We start from the raw sequence: 22,068 nt of genomic DNA, 5'->3' as shown, positions 1-22,068 counted from the left end.
TCGTTTGTTTATTTTCACTGTATTGTTTCTGTTATCTCTCTGGTTTTTCGATTTTGCTCCCGGCTGCTGTCTGTTGCAGTCTCCGCATCCGGTCGTACTGCCCATACATTTTTTGCACTTCGTTCTCCAGGATGTAGTAGTGGCGGATGTATGGGATCAGCAGGATCAGGATCACTATGGGGAGTAATAAGGTAAAAAGGCTGTCGGAGATCACACTTATGACGATCGCCAGCATCTCTAACAACGCAAAAGTCACCGTAACGATCAGATGGATCAGACGCTCATGCTGGAAAAATCCCACCTGCACAAGATGCTCCTTAAGCTTGTCCTGAACCATTTCCTGCATGGTCTGTTCCTCGGTATCCGTTTTCTTTATGTCAGTTTTCTTTATGTCGGTTTTCTCTGTGTCAGTTTTCTGTGTATGCGTCTGCCTCTGTACAGCCTGCGTTGAGTATTCACCGTGCTGTGACAATGTCTGCACGTTCTGCTCCATTTCTGTCAGCCATTCATCTATCTGTTTTCGATATTGCAAAATGCGCTGCTCCATTATTTTCCCCACCTTCCCGGTACTTGTATTACTCCATCATAGCTATTCTTTCGTTTTTCGTCAATGTGCCATAAATACAAATAATTCCAAAAGATAAAAAACGCCTCTATGCATACGCATAAAGACGTTTTCCTTCATTTCAAACATAAAAATGGGGCCTATAGGGCTCGAACCTATGACCCTCTGCTTGTAAGGCAGATGCTCTCCCAGCTGAGCTAAGACCCCATAAAGATTAATGAAAATCTTTAGCGACCCAGATCGGACTCGAACCGACGACCTTCGCCGTGACAGGGCGACGCTCTAACCAACTGAGCCACTGGGCCATATTTATTATTTATCTTATGAAATGGAACTGCTTTCAGTGGACCTTCGGGGACTCGAACCCAGGACCGACCGGTTATGAGCCGGTTGCTCTAACCAACTGAGCTAAAGGTCCGCAACCCTTTCGGGACTGATCTGTGATCAGATGACTCCAACGGGAATCGAACCCGTGTTACCGCCGTGAAAGGGCGATGTCTTAACCGCTTGACCATGGAGCCGCAATATTTATTTTCTTATGAAAAAACTCCCCGAGTAGGGCTCGAACCTACAACAACTCGGTTAACAGCCGAGTGCTCTACCATTGAGCTATCGAGGAAAATGTCTTTGCGTAGCAAGACAATTTAAGAAAATGCTTTGCATTTTCCGTGCATTGCCAAGCTACTTATAAAGGGAATTTTGTTCCCTCAAAACCGAACACTGAAATCTAATCTCTTATATCCTAACTTACATCCTGCTTTCCTATCCAAAACCTTTGGTCAAGCCCTCGACCGATTAGTAAATGTCAGCTGAACACATTACTGTGCTTACACCTCATTCCTATCTACCTCGTAGTCTTCAAGGGGTCTTACTCATTTCTGAGGGATATCTCATCTTGAGGGGGGCTTCACGCTTAGATGCCTTCAGCGTTTATCCCTGCCGGACTTGGCTACTCTGCCATGGCTCTGATAGCCAACAGATACACCAGTGGTCCGTCCATCCCGGTCCTCTCGTACTAAGGACAGCTCCTCTCAAATATCCTCCGCCTGCGCCGGATAGGGACCGAACTGTCTCACGACGTTCTGAACCCAGCTCGCGTACCGCTTTAATGGGCGAACAGCCCAACCCTTGGGACCTGCTACAGCCCCAGGATGCGATGAGCCGACATCGAGGTGCCAAACCACTCCGTCGATGTGAACTCTTGGGAGTGATAAGCCTGTTATCCCCAGGGTAGCTTTTATCCGTTGAGCGATGGCAATCCCACTTTATACCACCGGATCACTAAGTCCTACTTTCGTACCTGTTCCACCCGTCGGTGTCACAGTCAAGCTCCCTTCTGCCTTTGCACTCTTCGAATGGTTTCCAACCATTCTGAGGGAACCTTTGAGCGCCTCCGATACCCTTTCGGAGGCGACCGCCCCAGTCAAACTCCCCGCCAGACATTGTCCCCCACCCAGGTCATGGGTGCAGGTTAGAAATCCAATACTGCAAGGGTGGTATCCCAACAGCGACTCACATAAAACTGGCGTTCTATGCTCAACGTCTCCCACCTATCCTGTACATACAGTATCGAATCCCAGTATCAAGCTGGAGTAAAGCTCCATGGGGTCTTTCCGTCCTGGCGCAGGTAACCAGCATCTTCACTGGTACTTCAATTTCACCGGATGCATTGTCGAGACAGTGCTCAAATCATTACGCCTTTCGTGCGGGTCGGAACTTACCCGACAAGGAATTTCGCTACCTTAGGACCGTTATAGTTACGGCCGCCGTTTACTGGGGCTTAAATTCGAAGCTTCGTTGCCTGACTTCTCCTCTTAACCTTCCAGCACCGGGCAGGCGTCAGCCCATATACCTCACCTTTCGGTTTCGCATAGACCTGTGTTTTTGCTAAACAGTTGCTTGAGCCTATTCTCTGCGGCCCTGCTTTCACAGGGCACCCCTTCTCCCGAAGTTACGGGGTCATTTTGCCGAGTTCCTTAACAATGCTTCTTCCGTCGGCCTTAGGATTCTCTCCTCATCCACCTGTGTCGGTTTACGGTACGGGTATGTGTATCACAATAGCGGCTTTTCTTGGCACATGGCTCACACGCTTCCCTACTTTGGTTCGGTCCACATTACGTCTTCGGATTGTAAGGAAGATTTGCTGTCCTTACTCCTACCCCGCTTGTACCGGTTTCTTCTTTCCCGGCTCGTGCTCTCCACATGCGTCCCCACAGTTCTGGGTACACATAGTACAGGAATCTCCACCTGTTATCCATCGACTACGTCTTTCGACCTCGCCTTAGGCCCCGACTTACCCAGAGCAGATCAGCTTTACTCTGGAAACCTTGGATATTCGGCCGGAAGGATTCTCACCTTCCTCTCGCTACTCATTCCGGCATTCTCTCTTCTTAGCACTCCACTGCTCCTTATCGGTACAGCTTCGCTGCGCTAACAATGCTCCTCTACCACTCCTAAATGGAGTCCTAAGCTTCGGTGTCGTGTTTCAGCCCCGGACATTTTCGGCGCAGGACCTCTCGACTAGTGAGCTATTACGCACTCTTTGAATGTATGGCTGCTTCTGAGCCAACATCCTAGTTGTCTTCGAAATCCCACATCCTTTTCCACTTAACACGCACTTTGGGACCTTAGCTGTAGGTCTGGGCTCTTTCCCTTTTGACCACCCAACTTATCTCGTGCAGTCTGACTCCCGTGCATCACCTTTATGGCATTCGGAGTTTGATAATCTTCGGTAGACTTTGACGCCCCCTAGGATATTCAGTGCTCTACCTCCACAAGGTTAACACGAGGCTAGCCCTAAAGCTATTTCGAGGAGAACCAGCTATCTCCGGGTTCGATTGGAATTTCTCCCCTACCCACACCTCATCGCCACCCTTTTCAACGGATGTGCGTTCGGCCCTCCATTGCCTTTTACGGCAACTTCAGCCTGGACATGGGTAGATCACCCGGTTTCGGGTCTACGTACACTGACTTTACGCCCTGTTAAGACTTGGTATCCCTTCGGCTCCGCACCTTAAGTGCTTAACCTCGCCAGTAAACGTAACTCGCCGGACCGTTCTACAAAAAGTACGCGGTTGTACTCGTATGGTACTTCCACAGTTTGTAAACACAGGGTTTCAGGTTCTCTTTCACTCCCCTCCCGGGGTCCTTTTCACCTTTCCTTCACAGTACTCTGCTCTATCGGTCACTAAGGAGTATTTAGCCTTACGGGGTGGTCCCCGCTCATTCCCACAAGGTTTCTCGTGTCTCGTGGTACTCTGGATCCTGCTCTGCTTCTTTCCGTTTCGCCTACGGGGCTCTCACCCTCTCTGGCCGGTCTTTCCAGAACCGTTCCGCTACAGTCAGAAGTCATAAATGCAGTCCGAACCCCGGAGTGCACGCACTCCGGTTTGGGCTCTTTCCATTTCGCTCGCCGCTACTTTGAAAATCGAGTTTTCTTTCTCTTCCTCCGGCTACTTAGATGTTTCAGTTCACCGGGTTCCCTCCGTACACCTATGGATTCAGTGCACGGTGACTGAGGTATGCTCAGCCGGGTTTCCCCATTCAGAAATCTACGGATCAATGGATATGTGCTCCTCCCCGTAGCTTATCGCAGCTTATCACGTCTTTCATCGGCTCTTAGTGCCAAGGCATCCACCCTGCGCTCTTTTTAGCTTGACCTAATAACTTAGCAAGCGATTAAAACTTTTTTTCATGACCCGGTGGGCGCTTGCGCACACAAGGGGCTTGGAAAAACGTTTTAAACATTTGCGAAGCAAATCTCATGAAGCAGATCGAAGATCTGCGAATGAAGCGCTTGCGTCCGTTCTTCACATCTAGCGTGATGTTACTTTAGGTTTTGTTTCGTTTTGCTTGTTTGATCTTACATCTCTGCAAGATCCCTCGGATGTCTTGTTATATCGTTTTGCAAACTTGATATAATAGATTTATTGTTTCAATATTCGGTTTTCAAGGAACAAACTGGGTAGATCGGTTAGTATCTACCGACTGGGCTTAAGTGGACTCGAACCACCGACCTCACGCTTATCAGGCGTGCGCTCTAACCGGCTGAGCTATAAGCCCTCAGTTAATAGCCTGCATACCGCTAGGTAGTTCGCAATGCGATTTCATCACGTGCTTCGCACTATCTATTCATGCATTCATGCTCTCACGCAAGCGAGCTTGCGTCGAGCCTGTCTGCCTGAATAGGCATTGCTCATGGCTATCGTGGAGATAAAGGGATTCGAACCCTTGACCCCCTGCTTGCAAGGCAGGTGCTCTCCCAACTGAGCTATACCCCCATGGGAATCTGGCAGCCACCTGCTCTCCCATACCGTCTCCAGTATAGTACCATCGGCCGCTTGGGTCTTAACCATCGTGTTCGGGATGAGAACGGGTGTGTCCCCCAAGCGCATCGCCACCAGAAGTTTCTTGATTTACCTCTTTGGCAAATCAACAGTAATACAACCCCTACTTCTCCCATTTCCTTAGAAAGGAGGTGATCCAGCCGCACCTTCCGATACGGCTACCTTGTTACGACTTCACCCCAGTTATCAGACCTGCCTTCGGCGGCTCCTTCCTTTCGGTTAGGTCACCGACTTCGGGCATTTCCGACTCCCATGGTGTGACGGGCGGTGTGTACAAGACCCGGGAACGTATTCACCGCAGCATTCTGATCTGCGATTACTAGCGATTCCAGCTTCATGTAGTCGAGTTGCAGACTACAATCCGAACTGAGACGTTATTTTTGAGATTCGCTCTGCCTCACGACTTCGCTTCTCTTTGTTTACGCCATTGTAGCACGTGTGTAGCCCTGGTCATAAGGGGCATGATGATTTGACGTCATCCCCACCTTCCTCCGGGTTATCCCCGGCAGTCTCTCTAGAGTGCCCATCTTACTGCTGGCTACTAAAGATAAGGGTTGCGCTCGTTGCGGGACTTAACCCAACATCTCACGACACGAGCTGACGACAACCATGCACCACCTGTCTCCTATGTACCGAAGTACTAACGGCATTGCCCGTTATTCATAGGGATGTCAAGACCAGGTAAGGTTCTTCGCGTTGCTTCGAATTAAACCACATGCTCCACCGCTTGTGCGGGTCCCCGTCAATTCCTTTGAGTTTCATTCTTGCGAACGTACTCCCCAGGTGGATTACTTATTGCGTTTGCTGCGGCACCGATGGGTCATACCCACCAACACCTAGTAATCATCGTTTACGGCGTGGACTACCAGGGTATCTAATCCTGTTTGCTCCCCACGCTTTCGAGCCTCAACGTCAGTTACAGTCCAGTAAGCCGCCTTCGCCACTGGTGTTCCTCCTAATATCTACGCATTTCACCGCTACACTAGGAATTCCACTTACCTCTCCTGCACTCTAGTCCTACAGTTTCCAAAGCAGTCCCGGGGTTAAGCCCCGGGCTTTCACTTCAGACTTGCAAAACCGTCTACGCTCCCTTTACACCCAGTAAATCCGGATAACGCTTGCCCCCTACGTATTACCGCGGCTGCTGGCACGTAGTTAGCCGGGGCTTCTTAGTCAGGTACCGTCATTTTCTTTCCTGCTGATAGAGCTTTACATACCGAAATACTTCTTCACTCACGCGGCGTTGCTGCATCAGGGTTTCCCCCATTGTGCAATATTCCCCACTGCTGCCTCCCGTAGGAGTTTGGGCCGTGTCTCAGTCCCAATGTGGCCGTTCACCCTCTCAGGCCGGCTACTGATCGTCGCCTTGGTGGGCCGTTACCTCACCAACCAGCTAATCAGACGCGGGTCCATCTTGTACCACCGGAGTTTTTCACACTGCTTCATGCGAAGCTGTGCGCTTATGCGGTATTAGCAGTCGTTTCCAACTGTTGTCCCCCAGTACAAGGCAGGTTACCCACGCGTTACTCACCCGTCCGCCACTAACTTACATATCGCTAGGCTTCAATGTAAGTCCGTTCGACTTGCATGTGTTAGGCACGCCGCCAGCGTTCATCCTGAGCCAGGATCAAACTCTCATGTTAAAAAGTTTTTTCCTGCCAGTTTTATCTGGCATTGTTTACTGTTAATTCGGGTAGCTTCTCGATCTTTTTCATCGATCTGCTTGTTCTTGAATCTCGCAATTCATTTTTCTGAAAATCTTGGAATTTTCAGGGTTGCATTACTGTTTATTTGTCAAAGATCATAACCTCTCTTTTATGAGAAGCTTTGCTGTTGCTTCAGCGACAGCTTTGATAGTTTATCATAGCAATCTCTGTTTGTCAACTACTTTTTTCAAGTATTTTTGACATTCACCAACAGCTAACGGAGAAGGAGGGATTTGAACCCTCGCGCCGCTATTAACGACCTGCACCCTTTCCAGGGGTGTCCCTTCAACCTCTTGGGTACTTCTCCAGATAGTTGATTCTGATAATCTATATAATGATCGGCGGCACGAATGCCTAGCGGAGAGAGTGGGATTCGAACCCACGCGCCCTTTCGGACAAACGGTTTTCAAGACCGCCTCGTTATGACCACTTCGATATCTCTCCGAATGTGTGTCCATTTCCTTGTCATCTCTGTTGTTTACCTGACGACAAAAGCTATTCTAACAAAAAGGATTACTATTGTCAACACATTTTTACACAATTTTTATTATATTTTTTTCAGATGAGAAAAAGCCCATTTTATCATGGTTCCGGGCTTTTTCTCATTTGCATTGAATACAGTTTTCTTCCAAAATTGTGTTCAAAATCATTTAATTGTTACAACTATTTCTACTATTTGTTTTTTGTATCCCCTCTACCCTTGCATGTTTTTTCCGGCAAGGTATAACTCCCAGTCAGTCATATGGTTTTCCATATTTGTAATCAGAACGACTTTAGCGTCATTCTCCGAATAGGTCACTTCTCTCTGCCATTTATAGAAATCCGGTCCATCTCCCAGATTCCTTACATAACCCATCAGCCGTTTCAGACAATAAGCCGTCTCCTTCACATCTGTCAGGCAGTCATTCGCATAGAAACCTGTCCATTTTCCATGTTCCCTCTCTCTCATGGCACTGGCAGCCGCATTATATGCCTCTACAGCATTTCCCAACAAAAAGAAACACTTTTTATACTCCTTCTTCTGATAAGTCCGGAAGCTTTCCGCAAACAGTATACTTCCCTTCAGACAATATTTGTGAATCTCCGTCTGCAGTAATACAGAATCCTTCCACAGTTCACTGCCTTTGACCACAGCGCAATCATGATACAATTGCTCTATTTTATCACAGGTCGCATTGCATTTTGATTCAAACCAGTCCATCTGCTTATCAAATGCAGATTCTCCGGTACACCAGAACAGTTCTTCTACCGGTGCGGCTGCTCCGTCCCTCATCCATCCATAGATAAAATCCCGGACGACATAATTATAGAATTGTTCTCCTGCATGTTCGTCTTCTCTTTCACCAAAGGACAGCATAGCATCCGGATATCTGCTAATGCATTGCTCCATGCATGTCAGCTGATCCTCCGTGCAATCCGCTCCATAGTACTCCCGGATATAAGTTTTTCTGTGTTCTCCGGCTGTCAGTGCCTTCTTTTTCCACAAGTTGGCTATAAAAGAAAGCGGATATACATGAGGCTTAATATTGGAAGCATTGATAACCCACAGATCTGTAATTCCATGATCCATGGCATTGTTCAATTCTTTTTCCACAAATTCCATAGAGTTTGGCAGCATGGTGCTATGGTTGGCTGCCTGCAGATCATAGAACGATACATGATAATAGGTTCCCTGCAGACCTTTGTCGCCTTTTTGCGGCAACGCTGGCACTCTTGGATTATGATTACCCTGACGTCTGGAGACCATCTTGCCATAACCATTATCTGCCCAGATCATGATCACATCTTCGGGGATCTGCAGATGACCGTCGCGATACAATTCCAAAATCTCCCCATACAGGTTCGTACAGCACACTGCCCCCGGGATCTGCTCTCTGATCATGTCATATTGTTCCTGCATGATGCTGCTGATGAGATTTCCACGTTTTTCAGGAGTATCATAGGCAGGGTCATTCTCCCAAAAAGGGACATCTCCCTGTCCTCTAAATCCGATGTTCCAGATGACTTCCTCATTCTTCTGTCTCTCTATGGCATCCTTCCACAGCCCTTCAAATAAATCCTTGTATTTCAGATAGGAAGGCTCCAGATCCGGATAAGCTCGCAGGAACATTTCCGCCCCCAAAGGTTCCGCATGATGATGCGTGATCATCAGTCCCATATCCAATGCAATGGGAGCATAAATTTTTGAATTTTTATCCGTTCCGGGAATCACCAGATTACCACCACAGCGAAGCAGCGCTTCAAATACCATTTCCCAGGGATATTCCTTCGACACGCCTGCTGTCCAGTGACTGATCAGCACTTCATCATTGATAAACCAGCCGCGATAACGGATTCTGTTTTCTTCCGACTGATAATGTCCACACGGAATTTTTACATAAGGTTTTACTTTGATTTCCTGGTCATTCCAAAACCCGAACGGCAGAATCCCCAAATATTTTTCACTGAGTTCATTGAGCGCATAGATAAAAGAGCGGTCATTACTTCCATAGATTACGACCGTATCTTCGGATACTTCCATCTCATATGCCTCCGGCTCCAGTTTCTTCTGTCGCAATATCACAGTACCGCCCTCCCGGGCGGAAGCCTCCAGTGTCATTTCCATATCTCTCTTAAATCTGGCGCAGGCACATTCTACCGCTTTTGTATTTTGTATTTCGCGCTGCAGACTGGTTGTCTGATGTAAAATAAAGTTTTTCCCCGACATTATGCCACCTCGTTTTTCTTCCGGGTTCCGTTTTCTCTCATTTTAACGATTATCATTTAAAAATAACTTTTTGTTCCTCCCGATACTCCTTGGGTGACATCCCGTATTCCTTCCGGAATGCGCGGTAGAAGCTGGAATAGTCCTGAAATCCGTAGCGCTCGTAAACCTTACTGATATTTTCACCGCCCAGGATTGCTTCCCTGCATGCCTGCATTCTTTTCTTCAGGATGTACTGGTGTACGGAAATTCCTGCCTGTTCCTTGAAAATATGTGCGATATAGTATCGACTCACAAAAAATACGGAAGACAGTTTTTCCAGGGAGAGATCCTCCTCCAGGTTCTGTTCTATATAATAGATCAGATTCTGATATAGGTTTTCCTCCTTGATTTTTACCGGATGTTCCTTTTCGTAGATCTCGCGGTTAAGATGAAGGATCAGATCACTCACTAAAAGCGGTATCCTGGCTTCTCTTCCGTATCGTTCCATCTGGGTCTCTTCAATCAGCTGGAAAATTTTATACTGTATCGTATTAAATTCCACCACGTCATGAGAATAGATCAGCTTGCCCTGCACCTGGGCCTGCTGCATCAGGTAACCGTATTCCGCAGACTGTTCCATCAGGTTTCCTGCGTATTCCCTGCTGACCCAGAATACAAAACGGCGATAGGGACAGTTTGACTGCTCCACAACGGCTCTGTGCCTGCGTCCCGGAGGTATGATCACCATGTCTCCGCATTTTAACGGATAGATCTCGTTCTCAATCTGAATTTGGACATCCCCTTCTATGAAAAAATAAAATTCATAATAATTATGGGTGTGCATCTCGATCTTGGAGGTATATTTTTCATTATAATAGTAGATTTCAAAGTCTTTGGAAAGCATGTATTGTCTTGTGGTAAAGGCAGTCTGCAATTTTTTCTTCATACCGGACCTCCGTTTCTGACAGAATTGCATATTGGAGCAGCATCCTTTTATCTCATAATAAATCAGCGCAGCAACTTTTGCAATATATGTAACAATTCTTTCACTTTGTTTTTTCCATGAAAAAAATATAATAAACTTATCAAATGAATGGAGGTAATCCCCTTATGGAAATGACTTTACGATGGTACGGATCCAAATTCGATACCGTAACCTTATCTCAGATCAGACAGATTCCGGGAGTCACCGGAGTTATCACTACTTTATACGATACTGCCCCCGGAGAGGTCTGGAGCAGAGAACGTATCGCCGCTCTGAAAGCGGAGGTAGCCGCTGCCGGACTGCATATCTCCGGAATCGAAAGCGTCAATGTACATGATGCGATCAAAACAGGTGCTCCCGACCGTGATCTCTACATTGACAACTATATTCAGACTTTGGAAAATCTGGGAAAAGAAGATATTCACCTGGTCTGCTATAATTTCATGCCGGTCTTTGACTGGACGAGAACCGAGCTTGCCAGAAAACGTCCGGATGGTTCCACAGTCTTAGCTTATACCCAGGAAGCGGTAGACGCTATTAATCCTGAAGAAATGTTCGCTTCCATCGCCGGAGATACCAACGGTACCATAATGCCCGGCTGGGAACCGGAGCGCATGGCGCATATCAAAGAGCTTTTTGCAATGTATGAGGATATCGATGATGAAAAATTATTCGAGAATCTGAAGTACTTCCTGGAGCGGATCATGCCGGTATGCGATAAATACAATATTAACATGGCGATTCATCCCGATGATCCCGCCTGGAGTGTGTTCGGTCTGCCTCGTATCATTATTAATAAGAAAAACATCCTGCGTATGATGCAGATGGTAGACAATCCTCATAACGGTGTCACCTTCTGTTCCGGTTCCTACGGCACCAATCTGGAAAATGACCTGCCGGATATGATCCGTTCCCTGAAGGGGCGCATTCATTTTGCCCATGTCCGCAACCTGAAGTTCAACAGTCCCACTGATTTCGAGGAAGCGGCGCATCTGTCCTCTGACGGCACCTTCGATATGTACGAGATCATGCGTGCTCTGTATGAGATCGGTTTCGACGGTCCCATCCGTCCCGACCACGGTCGTATGATCTGGGGTGAGGTGGCAATGCCCGGTTACGGTCTGTACGATCGTGCCCTTGGTGCGACTTATCTGAACGGTCTGTGGGAGGCTATCGAGAAAGGAGCTGCTCGCTATGAGACTAAATAATGAAGGTTTAAAAGATAGAAAGTCCTGGGAAAACGCAGGTTATTCTCTGCCGGAGTATGATCGTGAAACCGTTACAAAAGCAACCCGCGAGAACCCTTTCTGGATTCATTTCGGTGCCGGTAACATCTTCCGCGCTTTTCAGGCTAATGTCGTTCAGGATCTGTTGAATCAGGGAGTCCTCGACAGAGGTCTGGTGGTAGCGGAAGGCTATGATTATGAGATTATTCAAAAAATGAATCATCCACATGATGATTATAGTATCCTTGTGACATTAAAAGCTAACGGTACGGTGGAAAAGACGATCGTCGGCAGTGTTGTAGAGTCTCTGGCACTGGATTCTGATAACGCAGAACAGTTTCAGCGTCTGAAGGAGATTTTTTCCGCTGACAGTTTACAGATGGCTTCCTTCACCATTACAGAAAAAGGATATAATCTCTATGGTGCAGATGGTAAGTTTACTCCCCTGGTCGCTACAGATCTGGCTGCTGGTCCTGAGGCTCCCATCAGTTATATTGGAAAAGTAGCATCTCTATTATATGCAAGATTTCTTGCAGGAGAAAAACCGATTGCCATGGTAAGCATGGATAACTGCTCTCATAACGGTGATAAACTTGCAGCAGCCATCGGTGCTTTTGCTGAGGGTTGGTCTCGGAACGGTCTGGCAGATAAAGATTTCGAAAGCTATATCAAGACAAGCGGCAAGGTCTCTTTCCCTTGGACCATGATCGATAAGATCACCCCCCGCCCGGATGCTTCTATCGAAGCACTCCTGAAAAAAGATGGTGTGGAGGAATTAGATCCAGTCATCACCGGTAAACATACTTACGTGGCACCTTTTGTTAATGCGGAGGAATGTCAATATCTGGTCATTGAGGATAATTTTCCGAATGGTCGTCCGGCATTAGAAAAAGGCGGTCTTATCTTCACGACCAGAGAGACTGTGGACAAAGTGGAAAAGATGAAGGTCTGCACCTGTCTCAACCCGCTACATACTGCCCTGGCTGTGTTCGGATGCCTTATAGGATATACTCTGATCTCAGAGGAAATGAAAAATCCGAGTCTGAAGAAGCTGGTAAAGCAGATCGGATATACCGAAGGATTACCTGTAGTTGTAAATCCCGGCATCTTAGACCCTAAGGAATTTCTGGATACCGTATTAAATGTACGTATCCCCAATCCCTTCATGCCGGATACTCCCCAGAGAATTGCTACAGACACCTCACAGAAGCTGGCGATCCGTTTTGGAGAGACCATCAAAGCCTACGCTGCGGATTCGAAGCTGAATGTAGGGGATCTGAAGTTCATTCCCCTGGTATTTGCCGGGTGGTTAAGATATCTCATGGGAGTAGATGATAACGGCAAGGCATTTACTTTAAGCTCCGATCCCCGCCTGCAGGAGTTAACTGCTATAGTCAGTGGCATTTCTCTCGGAGCTTCCACTGATGTAGAAGCAGTTCTTGATAATGTGCTGTCGGATGCTTCCATCTGGGGCGTAGACCTGAAAGCCCTCGGTATGGATACCATAGTCTGCCGGTATTTCCAAGAGTTGATTGCCGGTCCCGGTGCCGTGGCAGCGGTTCTGAACAAATACACTTCCTAATCTTTATAAAACAAAAAATCCTGTTCCGGCGGCTTTTCTGTCGTTCAGAACAGGATTTTATTTTTTCATTTTTACAGATTCATATCATCTAACAACATGTCTGCATAGATACCGCCAAGTTCTCTCAATCCTCTGGCGATCAGCGATGCAAAATTCACAGCACCGTCATAACGAAGGTGGGTATTATCCTCGGATTTCTCCGGATGATTCTTATACTCGCCCTCCGGGAAGAACATATACCATCTTCTGCAATTCTTCTCTCCGGCTTTTTTTAACTCCATACGGCTCATGCTGTAGAGATCCACCAGAGGAACATTATTTTTCTCCGCGGTCTGCTTCATAGCAGCCACATAATCGGAATGTGCTCCGATCCCCAAGTGTTTCTCATCCATAAAGCATCTGCGCTCTAAGGGAGTGATCAGCACCGGATAGGCGCTACGATCTTTTGCCACACGGATAAAGGTTTCAAGGTTCTCCATGTAAGTGGAAAAAGGCTCTGTATATCTGGTGGGATCCTCTTTTTTCTCGTCGTTGTGTCCAAACTGGATAAACAGGAAATCTCCTGCACCAATTCTCTCCTCTATGGCTTTCAGTCTCCCCTCGTCCATAAAGCTCTTGGTGCTTCTGCCGTTCTTGGCATGATTGCGTACCTGATATTCCGGCTTTATAAATAAAGGAAATACCTGACCAATACCTGTCTGCGGATAAGTCGTGTAGTCATTGGTCTGGACCGTGGAATCTGCAGCCCAAAAAATTCTGTTCATTTCTGCCCTCATTTCTGCGCTTCCCCCGCGCATCTGTCATCCTGCAATACAGGAAACATGTTTTTGGATTTCTCTTAAAATACAACACAAGGGAAACCGAAGTTTCCCTTGTCTAAATCTAAATACGTGCGAGAAGAAAATCACTCCTTAACAGCGCCGATATTAACACCCTTTACGAAGTATTTCTGCAGGAAAGGATACAGTGCCATGAAAGGAAGGATTGCACATACGATCGCTGCATAGAACAGAGTGTTCTGGGATACCGAATACTGTGTAGTAGGGGTATCACCATCCATGATCATATTACGTAACTGATACTGGAAGTTAACCTGATCAGGATTGGTAATATAGATCTTAACGGTAGAATAGTCATTCCATACGGTAACTGCGAACATCAGACCGATGGAAGCCAGAGCTGCCTTGGACAGAGGAAGCACGATCTTGAAGAAGATTCCCATAGGGGAACATCCGTCGATCTCTGCTGCCTCGAACAGGCTGGCAGGTATTCCTTCGAAGAAGTTACGCATCAGTACCAGGTTGTACACGTTCATACCGTGCTTCACCACCAGGATCCACATGCTGTTAACCAGGTGTAACTGCTTCATTACCAGGTACTCAGGGATCATACCACCGGAGAAGATCATGGTAAACAGAAGGAAATATGCGAAGAAGTTACGTCCGGGCATATCAAACTGGATCAGTACATAGCCACCCAGGGTGGACAGGAGCAGACCAAGGAAAGTACCGAGCACAGTTGTGATAACGGAGTTGATGAAAGGTCTGTACAGTCTCTGGGTATGAATGATGGTCTTATAACCATCTAAGGTAAAATCCTCCGGCCACAGTCTGAACTGGTATACACCCACAGCATTGAAGGAGTCTACTACTACCTTCCAGATAGGTACCAGTACCAGGAGGCCGATCAGAATAAATACGATGTAGTTTACAATATCGAATACATGAACCTTTTTCTTAGGTTTACGATAAGCTGTCTTTGCCACGTTTAACACCTCCTATACAATGCCACGGCCACGGGTCTTCTTACTAGCCCAGTTACATATCAGTACCAGGACACAGCCAACCAGGGACTTGAAGAGACCAACTGCTGTAGAGTAACCATAGTTCGGCAGAGCGATCGCGAATGTCTGACGATAAATATAAGTAGAAATAACATCAGACACACTGTATACCGCATTGTTGTACAATACGAATACGGACTCGAACATGTTCATAACCTTAGCAAGGTTCAGGATCAATACAGTGATAATAGTATTGGACAGTGCAGGCAGCGTTACGAAACGCATCTTCTGCATACGGGTTGCACCGTCGATGTCGGCTGCTTCATACAGCTCCGGATTGATACCTGCCAGAGTAGCCAGGAAGATAATAGTTCCCCAACCGGTCTCTTTCCAGATATTGATAATGTAGAAGATCGGTCTCCACCATGCAGTGCTTGCCAGGAAATAAATTCCCTTGGCATCCGGTGCCAGGATGCCCCAGTCACGCAGCAATCCATTTACCAGACCGGTAGAGGAAGGAGACAGGAACAAGCTGAAGATAGATGCAACTACTGCCCAGGACATAAAGTGAGGCAGATATATGATAGTCTGCAAAGTTTTCTTTGCAAAGAGATTTCCCATTTCATTTAAGAAGATTGATACGATAACCGCAGTGAAGGTCGTGATCAATAACTTCATAATACTCAGTTCCAATGTATTTCTGAATGCACTCCAGAACGCATCGGTCTTAAACATACTGTAAAAATGCTTCAGTCCTACAAAAGTAGGAGCACCTACGGGCTTGTAATCGTAGAATGCATAACGAATACCAAGCATGGGCCAGTAATACATGATCAAAATGAACACAAATACAGGCAGGAACATCAAATAATAGCCTCTGTTATTCCAGATCCGGAGACCAAGAGGCTTGTGACGTACTTCTACGCCGGTGGATGTGGTGATTTTCTTTTTCTTGCTCATACCATCCCTCTTCCTTTCGACTTCATCTCACACATTCTTTTCTCTCTAAAATATCCTGTCCCATGGGTTTTTGCATCCCGGCGGGACAGGATAATTATATCATGTTTTTGTAGCTTCTGCTACTATATTGCAGATATTATTACTGGTTCAGTTCAGCTAAGCACTGATCAATGATAGATCCAACAGTATCAACGTAGGTCTGCATAGCTGCATCTACATCGCCACCGTCAACTACTACTGCTGTGATAGCTGCCAGCTTAGCATCATAGATGGTACCGGACTCGTTGGTGTAGGTCTCAGAGGTAGGAGACTGAGGAGCATCCTTACAGTTCTCGGTGAAGAACTTGTTGCCTTCTGCAGCCAGGCTGGAGATATCGTTAAAGCCATTGTCCAGAGAGCAGATAACCAGAGCGGGATCCATAGCGTTCTTCTTCCATACGGAGTTAGGATCGTTAGGAGACTGCTTTAAGTGGAACGTACCGTCTTCGTACTCGTAGGTCTTCTCTTTTTCAGTACCTGCATTGATGGTGAAGCTTTCAGCCTTGGTAGACCAGTGAACATCCTCTGCACCGTAGGTCCACAGAGTCTGAACCTTGTCACCATCCATCATGGTCTCAATGAATGCATCGAAGATAGCCTGCTCACGGGAGTTGTCTCCGTCACCGTCATCAATGATAACCCATACAGGAGCTTCTCTGTTCAGGTAAGCGCCAACCTCAGCGATAGGAGCCAGCTCAACCAGCTTGTCGTCAACACCGTTCTTGATCAGGTTATCGGTCAGAGTCTGATACCAGGAACCTGCCCAGTAAGTGAATACACCTGAAGAACCGGTCTGATCGTTGGAGAACCATTTCTCACGAGCGATCTTGGTGGAAGCGGTCAGGGTCTCAGGATCGATAGCGCCATCCTTGTAAGCCTGCTGTAATCTTAACAGAGCTGCCTTGGTAGCATCGGTCTGGAATCCATCGTACCAGGTACCGTTGTCATCCTGCAGGATTGCGGGATAAGAATCCTGCCAGAACTCAGGCAGATAGTTTACGTAAGGAGCTTCGTTACCAACGAAACCAGCTGCGATAACACCATAGGTATCACCGGTTACGCCGTTACCATCGGGATCTTCGTTGTGGAACTTTAACAGCATGTTGTAGTAATCATCATAAGTCTTGATATCTTCAGCCTTCAGGCCAACTGCATCTAACCATGCCTGCTTAACATAGGTAACACATCCATTACCATAGGTAGGAGCGAAGCCATACAGATGACCTTCCTCATCCTTCAGGTTCTCATTGATCTCAGGCAGGATCAGGTGAGACTGGAATTTAGCGTTTGCATATGCTTCGGACATATCCCACAGCAGACCGGTAGGAGCATACTGCTTGAACATATCTGCACTCATGATCATAACGTCGGGGTAATCACCACCTGCGAACAGACGACCTACTGCATCGGTATAACCGGAGTGGTCTAACTGCTGGATGTTCATCTTAATAGGATGACCGATTGCTTCGGATACTGCATCATCCCACTGCTGAACGAATTCAGCCTGGCCGTTATCAACGGTTGCGGTCAGAGTACCATTAACTACTACGTTAATCTCCTCCAGATTGTAAGCTTCGGTGGAAGCCTCGGTAGAAGCTGCTGCGCTGTCAGTTGCTGCTGCGCTCTGTGCAGGAGCATCGTTGCTGCTTCCGCATGCTGCTAAGGAAGCTACCATAGCAGATGCTAAAAGTACGGATAATACTTTTCTCTTCATTTTGTTCCTCCCTAAAAATTTGGAATCATGATTTGTCATGGGGTCATTCCCTTGACTTGCCTTCACCTTACCATCCGTCACCGGGAAAAACAAGTTACAATTTTTGCGTTCGGGTGCAAATTTTGACCACCGGTTCTGCAAACCCTTGATTTTACTGCATTCTTTGAAAGCACTTACATTTGATATTTTTAAATTTGAAAGGGGTTACATCTTGCTTCCTTTGTAAGTAACTGATACAATAGACATGGTTTATTCGGTATATTATCTAAAAAAATTGAGACACGGGAGTGATCATGAATGATTTTTAATAAAAAAGACACCCTTAATGATACAAATTATACAAGCCACAACAGTACATTAATGCTGAGAATGGTAACCTCTTACAGTATTTTCCTGCTGATCATTCTGGTTTTGTTCCTCTTTTTATACCGTTCTACGATAAATAACGCGCGTGATTCTTATGATCAGCAGAACGAGACAACCCTGATCAGCAATGCAGAGCTGTTTGAAAGCGATCTGAACATTATGGAGGTGTATTGCCGGCAGCTTTTGCAGAACGACACCTTCCGTAAGGTCATGAATTATCAGAATACTTACTATCCTTTTACGGAGATGGGGAATGAATTACAGAATTCTCTGGCAACAAATGTGTATGCGGAAGCACTTCTCCCTTTAAAAGAGTCCTTTGTCTATTTTCCGGAGACGGACTATGTATTGAATCCTACTTATTTCATATCCGCAAAGCGGTTCTATAACTGGATTCAGAAATACTCTTCTACCGAAAAGGAACTGTGGCACTCCTACATGACGGAACCGGAATACAAGAACCGCTTTCTTCCTATGGATCAGTTCATGCCAAATTACAGTGAAAAATACTATATGTATATCATCGACCTGAATGATCTCTACTATATGGATGCCAATGCAAAGGTATGCTTTATCTTCGAACAGGATAAAATGGCGGATCTGTTCGACTGTGTACAGATGGATGGGGATAATTTTCTGGCGGTGAACGCGTCAGATACCTCCACTGTGCTTACGATAAATATCCCGGACAGCATTTCCGCAGAAATGCTGGATTCCCTGGACTTTAATAAAGGATATGCCCAGGTCCGTCTGAACGGACAGACTTTTACTTTAGGGAAATATACTTCTGATAATACCAATTATTCTTATTATTTTAGTTTTCCTCCCTATAAAGCGACTGGGGGGCTTGGAGGCACACATTTATTTTTCATCTTACTGGCAATGTCCGCACTGGTGATCGGCGGTTCTCTGGTATATTATTTTTCCCGTCGGAATGTGCAGCCTATCATTGAACTTGGTCAGGAGCTGCAGACTGCTGTGGAAGTCCAGAAGAATCTGCAGGAGGTAGTGGACAGCCAGCGTCCCATTATCTGTACCTCTTATGTCCGACAGCTTTTGTCCGGTACGGCTACATCCGAAGACGAGGTAGCTTATATGGAGAATTATCTGGGGATCACTGCTTCTTCTTATTATAATGTGTTATATATTGTGTACTATAATAACTTCGGCGATAATGTAGAAAATGCTCTTCCCGGCGGCGTGGAATCTGTAGAGGAGCTGGAGAAGATCATCGAGTCCGCACTGGAGAATTTCTTCGGTACACCACTTTTCTACTTCAGCCCTTCGGACCGTACCTATTCTGTCCTGCTACACTGTTCCGAAGAAGAAGGGAAAAATCTGATTCTGAAGATCAACAATTGCATCCTGCGGCTTCATGATTATCTGCTGGATACTTACGACATCTGGCTCTTCGCCGGCATCGGACGCAATACGGATTCCCTGATGAATGTATGGGAATGCTACCAGCAGGCCTCCGAGGCCGTAAGTTATACGACGAAGAACTATATTTTCTTCCCGTATGAATTTATCAAGAAGGATTCCAACGTATTTTACTATCCGCCGGAGATCTCCACGAAGCTGATCCACTTCATCTCCACGGGCAATACATCGCAGGTGCTGGAGCTGTTCAATCTGATCCACCAGGAGAATATCGAGGAACGTACCCTGCCGGTCAACCTGTTAAAGTACCTGCTGTCAGATATCCGTAACACTTTATTAAAAGCAAGATTTGCACTGCCTCAGGATGCGGATCCCGAAGCTGTAAATGTACTGGATGAGCGTTTCAATGAGCACCTGACCTTCAAATTGTGTGAAGATCTTGCATTATCCTTGTGTAATCTCTTCGGTAATAAAGAGGACGACAACACCTTATCCTCTACCATCGAGAAATATATTAAGGACAATTATAAAGATCCTTCGTTGGGATTAAACAAGATTTCAGATGAATTTCAGATCTCCGAGAGTTATTTTTCCCATATGTTCAAGGAAAAGACCGGGGTCAACTTCTCCACTTATCTGGAGAATATCCGTATGGCGGAGGCTGCCAGACTGATCCAGGAGACCGATATCAGCTTAAATGAGCTGTATATCGCTGTGGGATATAATAATTCCAATACTTTCCGACGTGCATTCAAGAAAGTATACGGAGTAACTCCCAGTGCCATGCGGGAGAAATAGAATAATAATAAAACAGCCGGAGCACGGAGGATTTATTCCTCCAGAAATGCCTCGGCTGTCTTCATATCTTCCGGTGTTGTGATCTTAATATTCTGATAGGATGCTTCCACCAGCTTCACCCGGGACTCGGTAAACATCTCCACCACGCTGGCATCGTCTGTTACCTGAATGCCCTGCTCCTGCAGCTTTGGAAGCCTGTTTTTCAGTCGCTCATACGCCTGCAGGATCAGGCTGGTCTCAAATACCTGCGGTGTCTGAATATTCCAGACGCTCCTGCGGTCCGGTGTGGAAAGTGCAAAGCCATTGCCATCGCTGATCTTCACGGTATCCTTGCTCTGTACCGCTGCCACACACGCCTGATACTGTACAGCAGCCGCATAGGTGTCTTCCAGAATTTTCTCCGTCAGGAAAGGTCTTGCGCCGTCATGGATAAACACATAACCATGCTCATTCGGACACTTAAGGCGTCCGTCCGCGATCAGCTGCAATGCCCTGCTCACAGAGAGATACCGTTCCGCTCCGCCGGAAGTAATGATATTCACTTTCGTAAAACGGTATTTCTGCACGATTTCTTCCCGGACATAGGGAATATCCTGTTCCGAAGTCACCAGAATACAGTCATCGATGATCTTTGACTCTTCTACCGCATGCAATGCATACCAGATCAGAGGTCTGCCCTTTAACGGAAGGAACTGTTTCGCCACTGCGGAGTGCATCCTGCTTCCGCTGCCGGCTGCCAGGATAATGGCAGTACAACGCGGTTTTTCCTTGTTTCCATCCTCTTTTTCTGTTTTATATGCCGCAAAATCTTCTGTGAAGTACTCTTCTGTTACTCTGTCTATCATATTCATGTCAGTCTTTCTATAATGTCTTCTATCGTTAATACTCCTTAGCGTTCTCCCAATTTTAAATTCGGGACCGCATTCAGGTCATAGCCGCTGCGGACACCCTTGATATATTCATAATAGCCCGCCACACCGATCATCGCTGCATTGTCTGTGCAGAAGATCGGAGAAGGATGATAAAATGCAATATTTCGTTTGCCGCACTCTTCTTCAAAGGCTGCCCGCAGAGAGGAATTGGATGCCACGCCGCCGGCAATGGCAAATTTATTCAGTCCATAGGCTTTTACAGCATGCAGTGAATGACTTACCAGCACATCTACCACTGCTTTTTGGAAAGAAGCAGCCACATCTGCCTGATTATAGCTTTCTCCCTTCATCTGGCAGCCGTTTAAGTAATTCAGCACCGCTGATTTCAGACCGCTGAAGCTGAAGTCATACTCATTTTCCGCCACTGCCGCTCTGGGAAAATGAATCGCATCGGGATTGCCCTCCTTCGATACCTTATCGATCTTAGGTCCACCGGGATAGCCCAGCCCGATGGCACGCGCCACCTTGTCAAAAGCCTCACCCGCTGCATCATCCCTGGTCCGGCCGATGATCTCATATTCTCCGTAATCCTTGACCACCACCAGATGCGAATGTCCGCCGGAAGCCACCAGACAGATAAAGGGAGGCTCCAATTCCTTATTTTCTATAAAATTAGCACTGATATGTCCCTCAATGTGATGAACACCTACCAAAGGAATACCGGTAGCAAAGCTGATGGCTTTGGCTTCGGATACCCCCACCAGAAGTGCTCCCACCAGTCCCGGTCCGTAGGTCACCGCAATCGCCGTGATATCGTCAAGTGTCACATGGGCATCGGCAAGTGCCTGCTCAATGACCTGGTTGATCTTCTCGATATGCTTCCGGGATGCGATCTCCGGCACCACGCCGCCGTACAACGTATGTAAGGCAATCTGAGAGGAGATCACGTTGGAAAGTACCTCTCTGCCGTTTTTTACCACCGATGCCGCTGTCTCATCACAGGAGCTCTCAATTCCCAAAATATAAATGTCTTTTTGTTTTTCTGTCTCTGTCATTTTTC

The 22,068-nt window shown here is 46.6% G+C and carries 12 protein-coding genes, 9 tRNA genes and 3 rRNA genes; 3 read left to right on the top strand and 21 right to left on the bottom strand.

Annotation, left to right across the window (positions count from 1 at the left end; all coding sequences use genetic code 11):
* Nucleotides 1-31 precede the first annotated feature (31 nt).
* The 15 genes from H9Q77_RS04225 to H9Q77_RS04155 form a co-directional block, all read right to left on the bottom strand.
* A complete protein-coding gene (locus H9Q77_RS04225) occupies nucleotides 32-547 on the bottom strand; it encodes a hypothetical protein (protein ID WP_118693105.1) in 516 nt (171 codons plus the stop codon).
* A gap of 152 nt (nucleotides 548-699) precedes the next feature.
* A tRNA-Val gene (locus tag H9Q77_RS04220) sits at nucleotides 700-772 on the bottom strand.
* A gap of 24 nt (nucleotides 773-796) precedes the next feature.
* Nucleotides 797-870 (bottom strand) — tRNA-Asp (locus H9Q77_RS04215).
* A gap of 39 nt (nucleotides 871-909) precedes the next feature.
* Nucleotides 910-983 (bottom strand) — tRNA-Ile (locus H9Q77_RS04210).
* 31 nt (nucleotides 984-1,014) lie between these two features.
* Nucleotides 1,015-1,086, bottom strand: a tRNA-Glu gene (locus H9Q77_RS04205).
* 26 nt (nucleotides 1,087-1,112) lie between these two features.
* A tRNA-Asn gene (locus tag H9Q77_RS04200) sits at nucleotides 1,113-1,184 on the bottom strand.
* Nucleotides 1,185-1,340: 156 nt separating this feature from the next.
* A 23S ribosomal RNA gene (locus tag H9Q77_RS04195) occupies nucleotides 1,341-4,225 on the bottom strand.
* A gap of 328 nt (nucleotides 4,226-4,553) precedes the next feature.
* Nucleotides 4,554-4,627, bottom strand: a tRNA-Ile gene (locus H9Q77_RS04190).
* A 145-nt stretch (nucleotides 4,628-4,772) separates the two neighbouring features.
* A tRNA-Ala gene (locus H9Q77_RS04185) sits at nucleotides 4,773-4,845 on the bottom strand.
* A gap of 6 nt (nucleotides 4,846-4,851) precedes the next feature.
* Nucleotides 4,852-4,969: ribosomal RNA gene (gene rrf, locus H9Q77_RS04180) — 5S ribosomal RNA — on the bottom strand.
* Nucleotides 4,970-5,035: 66 nt separating this feature from the next.
* Nucleotides 5,036-6,554: ribosomal RNA gene (locus tag H9Q77_RS04175) — 16S ribosomal RNA — on the bottom strand.
* The 16S, 23S and 5S rRNA genes sit together here with 9 tRNA genes alongside, the layout of an rRNA operon.
* A gap of 281 nt (nucleotides 6,555-6,835) precedes the next feature.
* Nucleotides 6,836-6,924, bottom strand: a tRNA-Ser gene (locus tag H9Q77_RS04170).
* 51 nt (nucleotides 6,925-6,975) lie between these two features.
* Nucleotides 6,976-7,061: transfer RNA gene (locus H9Q77_RS04165), tRNA-Ser, on the bottom strand.
* Nucleotides 7,062-7,311: 250 nt separating this feature from the next.
* A complete protein-coding gene (locus H9Q77_RS04160; protein WP_249326615.1) occupies nucleotides 7,312-9,324 on the bottom strand; it encodes a glycosyl hydrolase 115 family protein in 2,013 nt (670 codons plus the stop codon).
* Nucleotides 9,325-9,376: 52 nt separating this feature from the next.
* Nucleotides 9,377-10,249, bottom strand: coding sequence for a helix-turn-helix domain-containing protein (locus H9Q77_RS04155; protein ID WP_249326614.1), 873 nt, complete (start codon nucleotides 10,247-10,249; stop codon nucleotides 9,377-9,379).
* A 164-nt stretch (nucleotides 10,250-10,413) separates the two neighbouring features.
* On the opposite strand from H9Q77_RS04155, the gene uxuA reads away from it, so the two are divergent.
* Together uxuA and H9Q77_RS04145 are read left to right on the top strand one after the other, a co-directional pair.
* Complete coding sequence (uxuA, locus tag H9Q77_RS04150) at nucleotides 10,414-11,496, top strand: mannonate dehydratase (RefSeq protein WP_118547686.1); 1,083 nt, start codon at nucleotides 10,414-10,416, stop codon at nucleotides 11,494-11,496.
* Nucleotides 11,483-13,096 carry a mannitol dehydrogenase family protein gene (locus H9Q77_RS04145; protein WP_249326613.1) on the top strand — a complete coding sequence of 538 codons (1,614 nt, stop codon included), beginning with the start codon at nucleotides 11,483-11,485 and terminating at the stop codon, nucleotides 13,094-13,096. Before uxuA ends, H9Q77_RS04145 begins: the two co-directional genes overlap by 14 nt.
* A 71-nt stretch (nucleotides 13,097-13,167) precedes the next feature.
* Here the strand turns inward: H9Q77_RS04145 and H9Q77_RS04140 are convergent, their stop codons facing one another.
* The 4 genes from H9Q77_RS04140 to H9Q77_RS04125 all read right to left on the bottom strand — a co-directional run bounded on the left by H9Q77_RS04140 (nucleotide 13,168) and on the right by H9Q77_RS04125 (nucleotide 17,592).
* Complete coding sequence (locus H9Q77_RS04140; RefSeq protein ID WP_249326612.1) at nucleotides 13,168-13,860, bottom strand: rhamnogalacturonan acetylesterase; 693 nt, start codon at nucleotides 13,858-13,860, stop codon at nucleotides 13,168-13,170.
* A 140-nt stretch (nucleotides 13,861-14,000) separates the two neighbouring features.
* Entirely contained in the window at nucleotides 14,001-14,861 is an 861-nt protein-coding gene (locus H9Q77_RS04135) for a carbohydrate ABC transporter permease (RefSeq protein WP_117467057.1), read from the bottom strand.
* Between the two features lie 12 nt (nucleotides 14,862-14,873).
* Nucleotides 14,874-15,839: an ABC transporter permease gene (locus tag H9Q77_RS04130; RefSeq protein ID WP_118547688.1), complete on the bottom strand. Its 966-nt coding sequence runs from the start codon at nucleotides 15,837-15,839 to the stop codon at nucleotides 14,874-14,876.
* Between the two features lie 139 nt (nucleotides 15,840-15,978).
* Nucleotides 15,979-17,592, bottom strand: a complete 1,614-nt coding sequence (locus H9Q77_RS04125) for a type 2 periplasmic-binding domain-containing protein (RefSeq protein WP_118547689.1) — start codon at nucleotides 17,590-17,592, stop codon at nucleotides 15,979-15,981.
* A gap of 297 nt (nucleotides 17,593-17,889) precedes the next feature.
* Between H9Q77_RS04125 and H9Q77_RS04120 the strand changes: the two genes are divergently transcribed.
* Nucleotides 17,890-20,136 (top strand): helix-turn-helix domain-containing protein, encoded by a 2,247-nt coding sequence (locus tag H9Q77_RS04120; protein WP_118547690.1) that lies wholly within the window; start codon nucleotides 17,890-17,892, stop codon nucleotides 20,134-20,136.
* A gap of 32 nt (nucleotides 20,137-20,168) precedes the next feature.
* On the opposite strand, the gene ispD is transcribed toward H9Q77_RS04120, so the two are convergent.
* Both ispD and tsaD read right to left on the bottom strand, forming a co-directional pair.
* Complete coding sequence (gene ispD, locus H9Q77_RS04115) at nucleotides 20,169-20,981, bottom strand: 2-C-methyl-D-erythritol 4-phosphate cytidylyltransferase (RefSeq protein WP_118547710.1); 813 nt, start codon at nucleotides 20,979-20,981, stop codon at nucleotides 20,169-20,171.
* 44 nt (nucleotides 20,982-21,025) lie between these two features.
* Nucleotides 21,026-22,063, bottom strand: coding sequence for a tRNA (adenosine(37)-N6)-threonylcarbamoyltransferase complex transferase subunit TsaD (tsaD, locus tag H9Q77_RS04110; RefSeq protein WP_118547691.1), 1,038 nt, complete (start codon nucleotides 22,061-22,063; stop codon nucleotides 21,026-21,028).
* Between the last annotated feature and the right edge of the window lie 5 nt (nucleotides 22,064-22,068).

Origin of the sequence: Simiaoa sunii (assembly GCF_014337175.1) — a bacterium.
Lineage (GTDB): Bacteria > Bacillota > Clostridia > Lachnospirales > Lachnospiraceae > Acetatifactor > Acetatifactor intestinalis.
This window is presented reverse-complemented; position numbering and strand designations above follow the sequence as displayed.

What these genes read in the sequence shown, in the direction of transcription:
- H9Q77_RS04225 (WP_118693105.1), bottom strand. Translation starts at nt 547, where the DNA reads ATGGAGCAGCGCATTTTGCAATATCGAAAACAGATAGATGAATGGCTG.
- H9Q77_RS04160 (WP_249326615.1), bottom strand. Translation starts at nt 9,324, where the DNA reads ATGTCGGGGAAAAACTTTATTTTACATCAGACAACCAGTCTGCAGCGC.
- H9Q77_RS04155 (WP_249326614.1), bottom strand. Translation starts at nt 10,249, where the DNA reads ATGAAGAAAAAATTGCAGACTGCCTTTACCACAAGACAATACATGCTT.
- uxuA (WP_118547686.1), top strand. Translation starts at nt 10,414, where the DNA reads ATGGAAATGACTTTACGATGGTACGGATCCAAATTCGATACCGTAACC.
- H9Q77_RS04145 (WP_249326613.1), top strand. Translation starts at nt 11,483, where the DNA reads ATGAGACTAAATAATGAAGGTTTAAAAGATAGAAAGTCCTGGGAAAAC.
- H9Q77_RS04140 (WP_249326612.1), bottom strand. Translation starts at nt 13,860, where the DNA reads ATGAACAGAATTTTTTGGGCTGCAGATTCCACGGTCCAGACCAATGAC.
- H9Q77_RS04130 (WP_118547688.1), bottom strand. Translation starts at nt 15,839, where the DNA reads ATGAGCAAGAAAAAGAAAATCACCACATCCACCGGCGTAGAAGTACGT.
- H9Q77_RS04125 (WP_118547689.1), bottom strand. Translation starts at nt 17,592, where the DNA reads ATGAAGAGAAAAGTATTATCCGTACTTTTAGCATCTGCTATGGTAGCT.
- H9Q77_RS04120 (WP_118547690.1), top strand. Translation starts at nt 17,890, where the DNA reads ATGATTTTTAATAAAAAAGACACCCTTAATGATACAAATTATACAAGC.
- ispD (WP_118547710.1), bottom strand. Translation starts at nt 20,981, where the DNA reads ATGATAGACAGAGTAACAGAAGAGTACTTCACAGAAGATTTTGCGGCA.
- tsaD (WP_118547691.1), bottom strand. Translation starts at nt 22,063, where the DNA reads ATGACAGAGACAGAAAAACAAAAAGACATTTATATTTTGGGAATTGAG.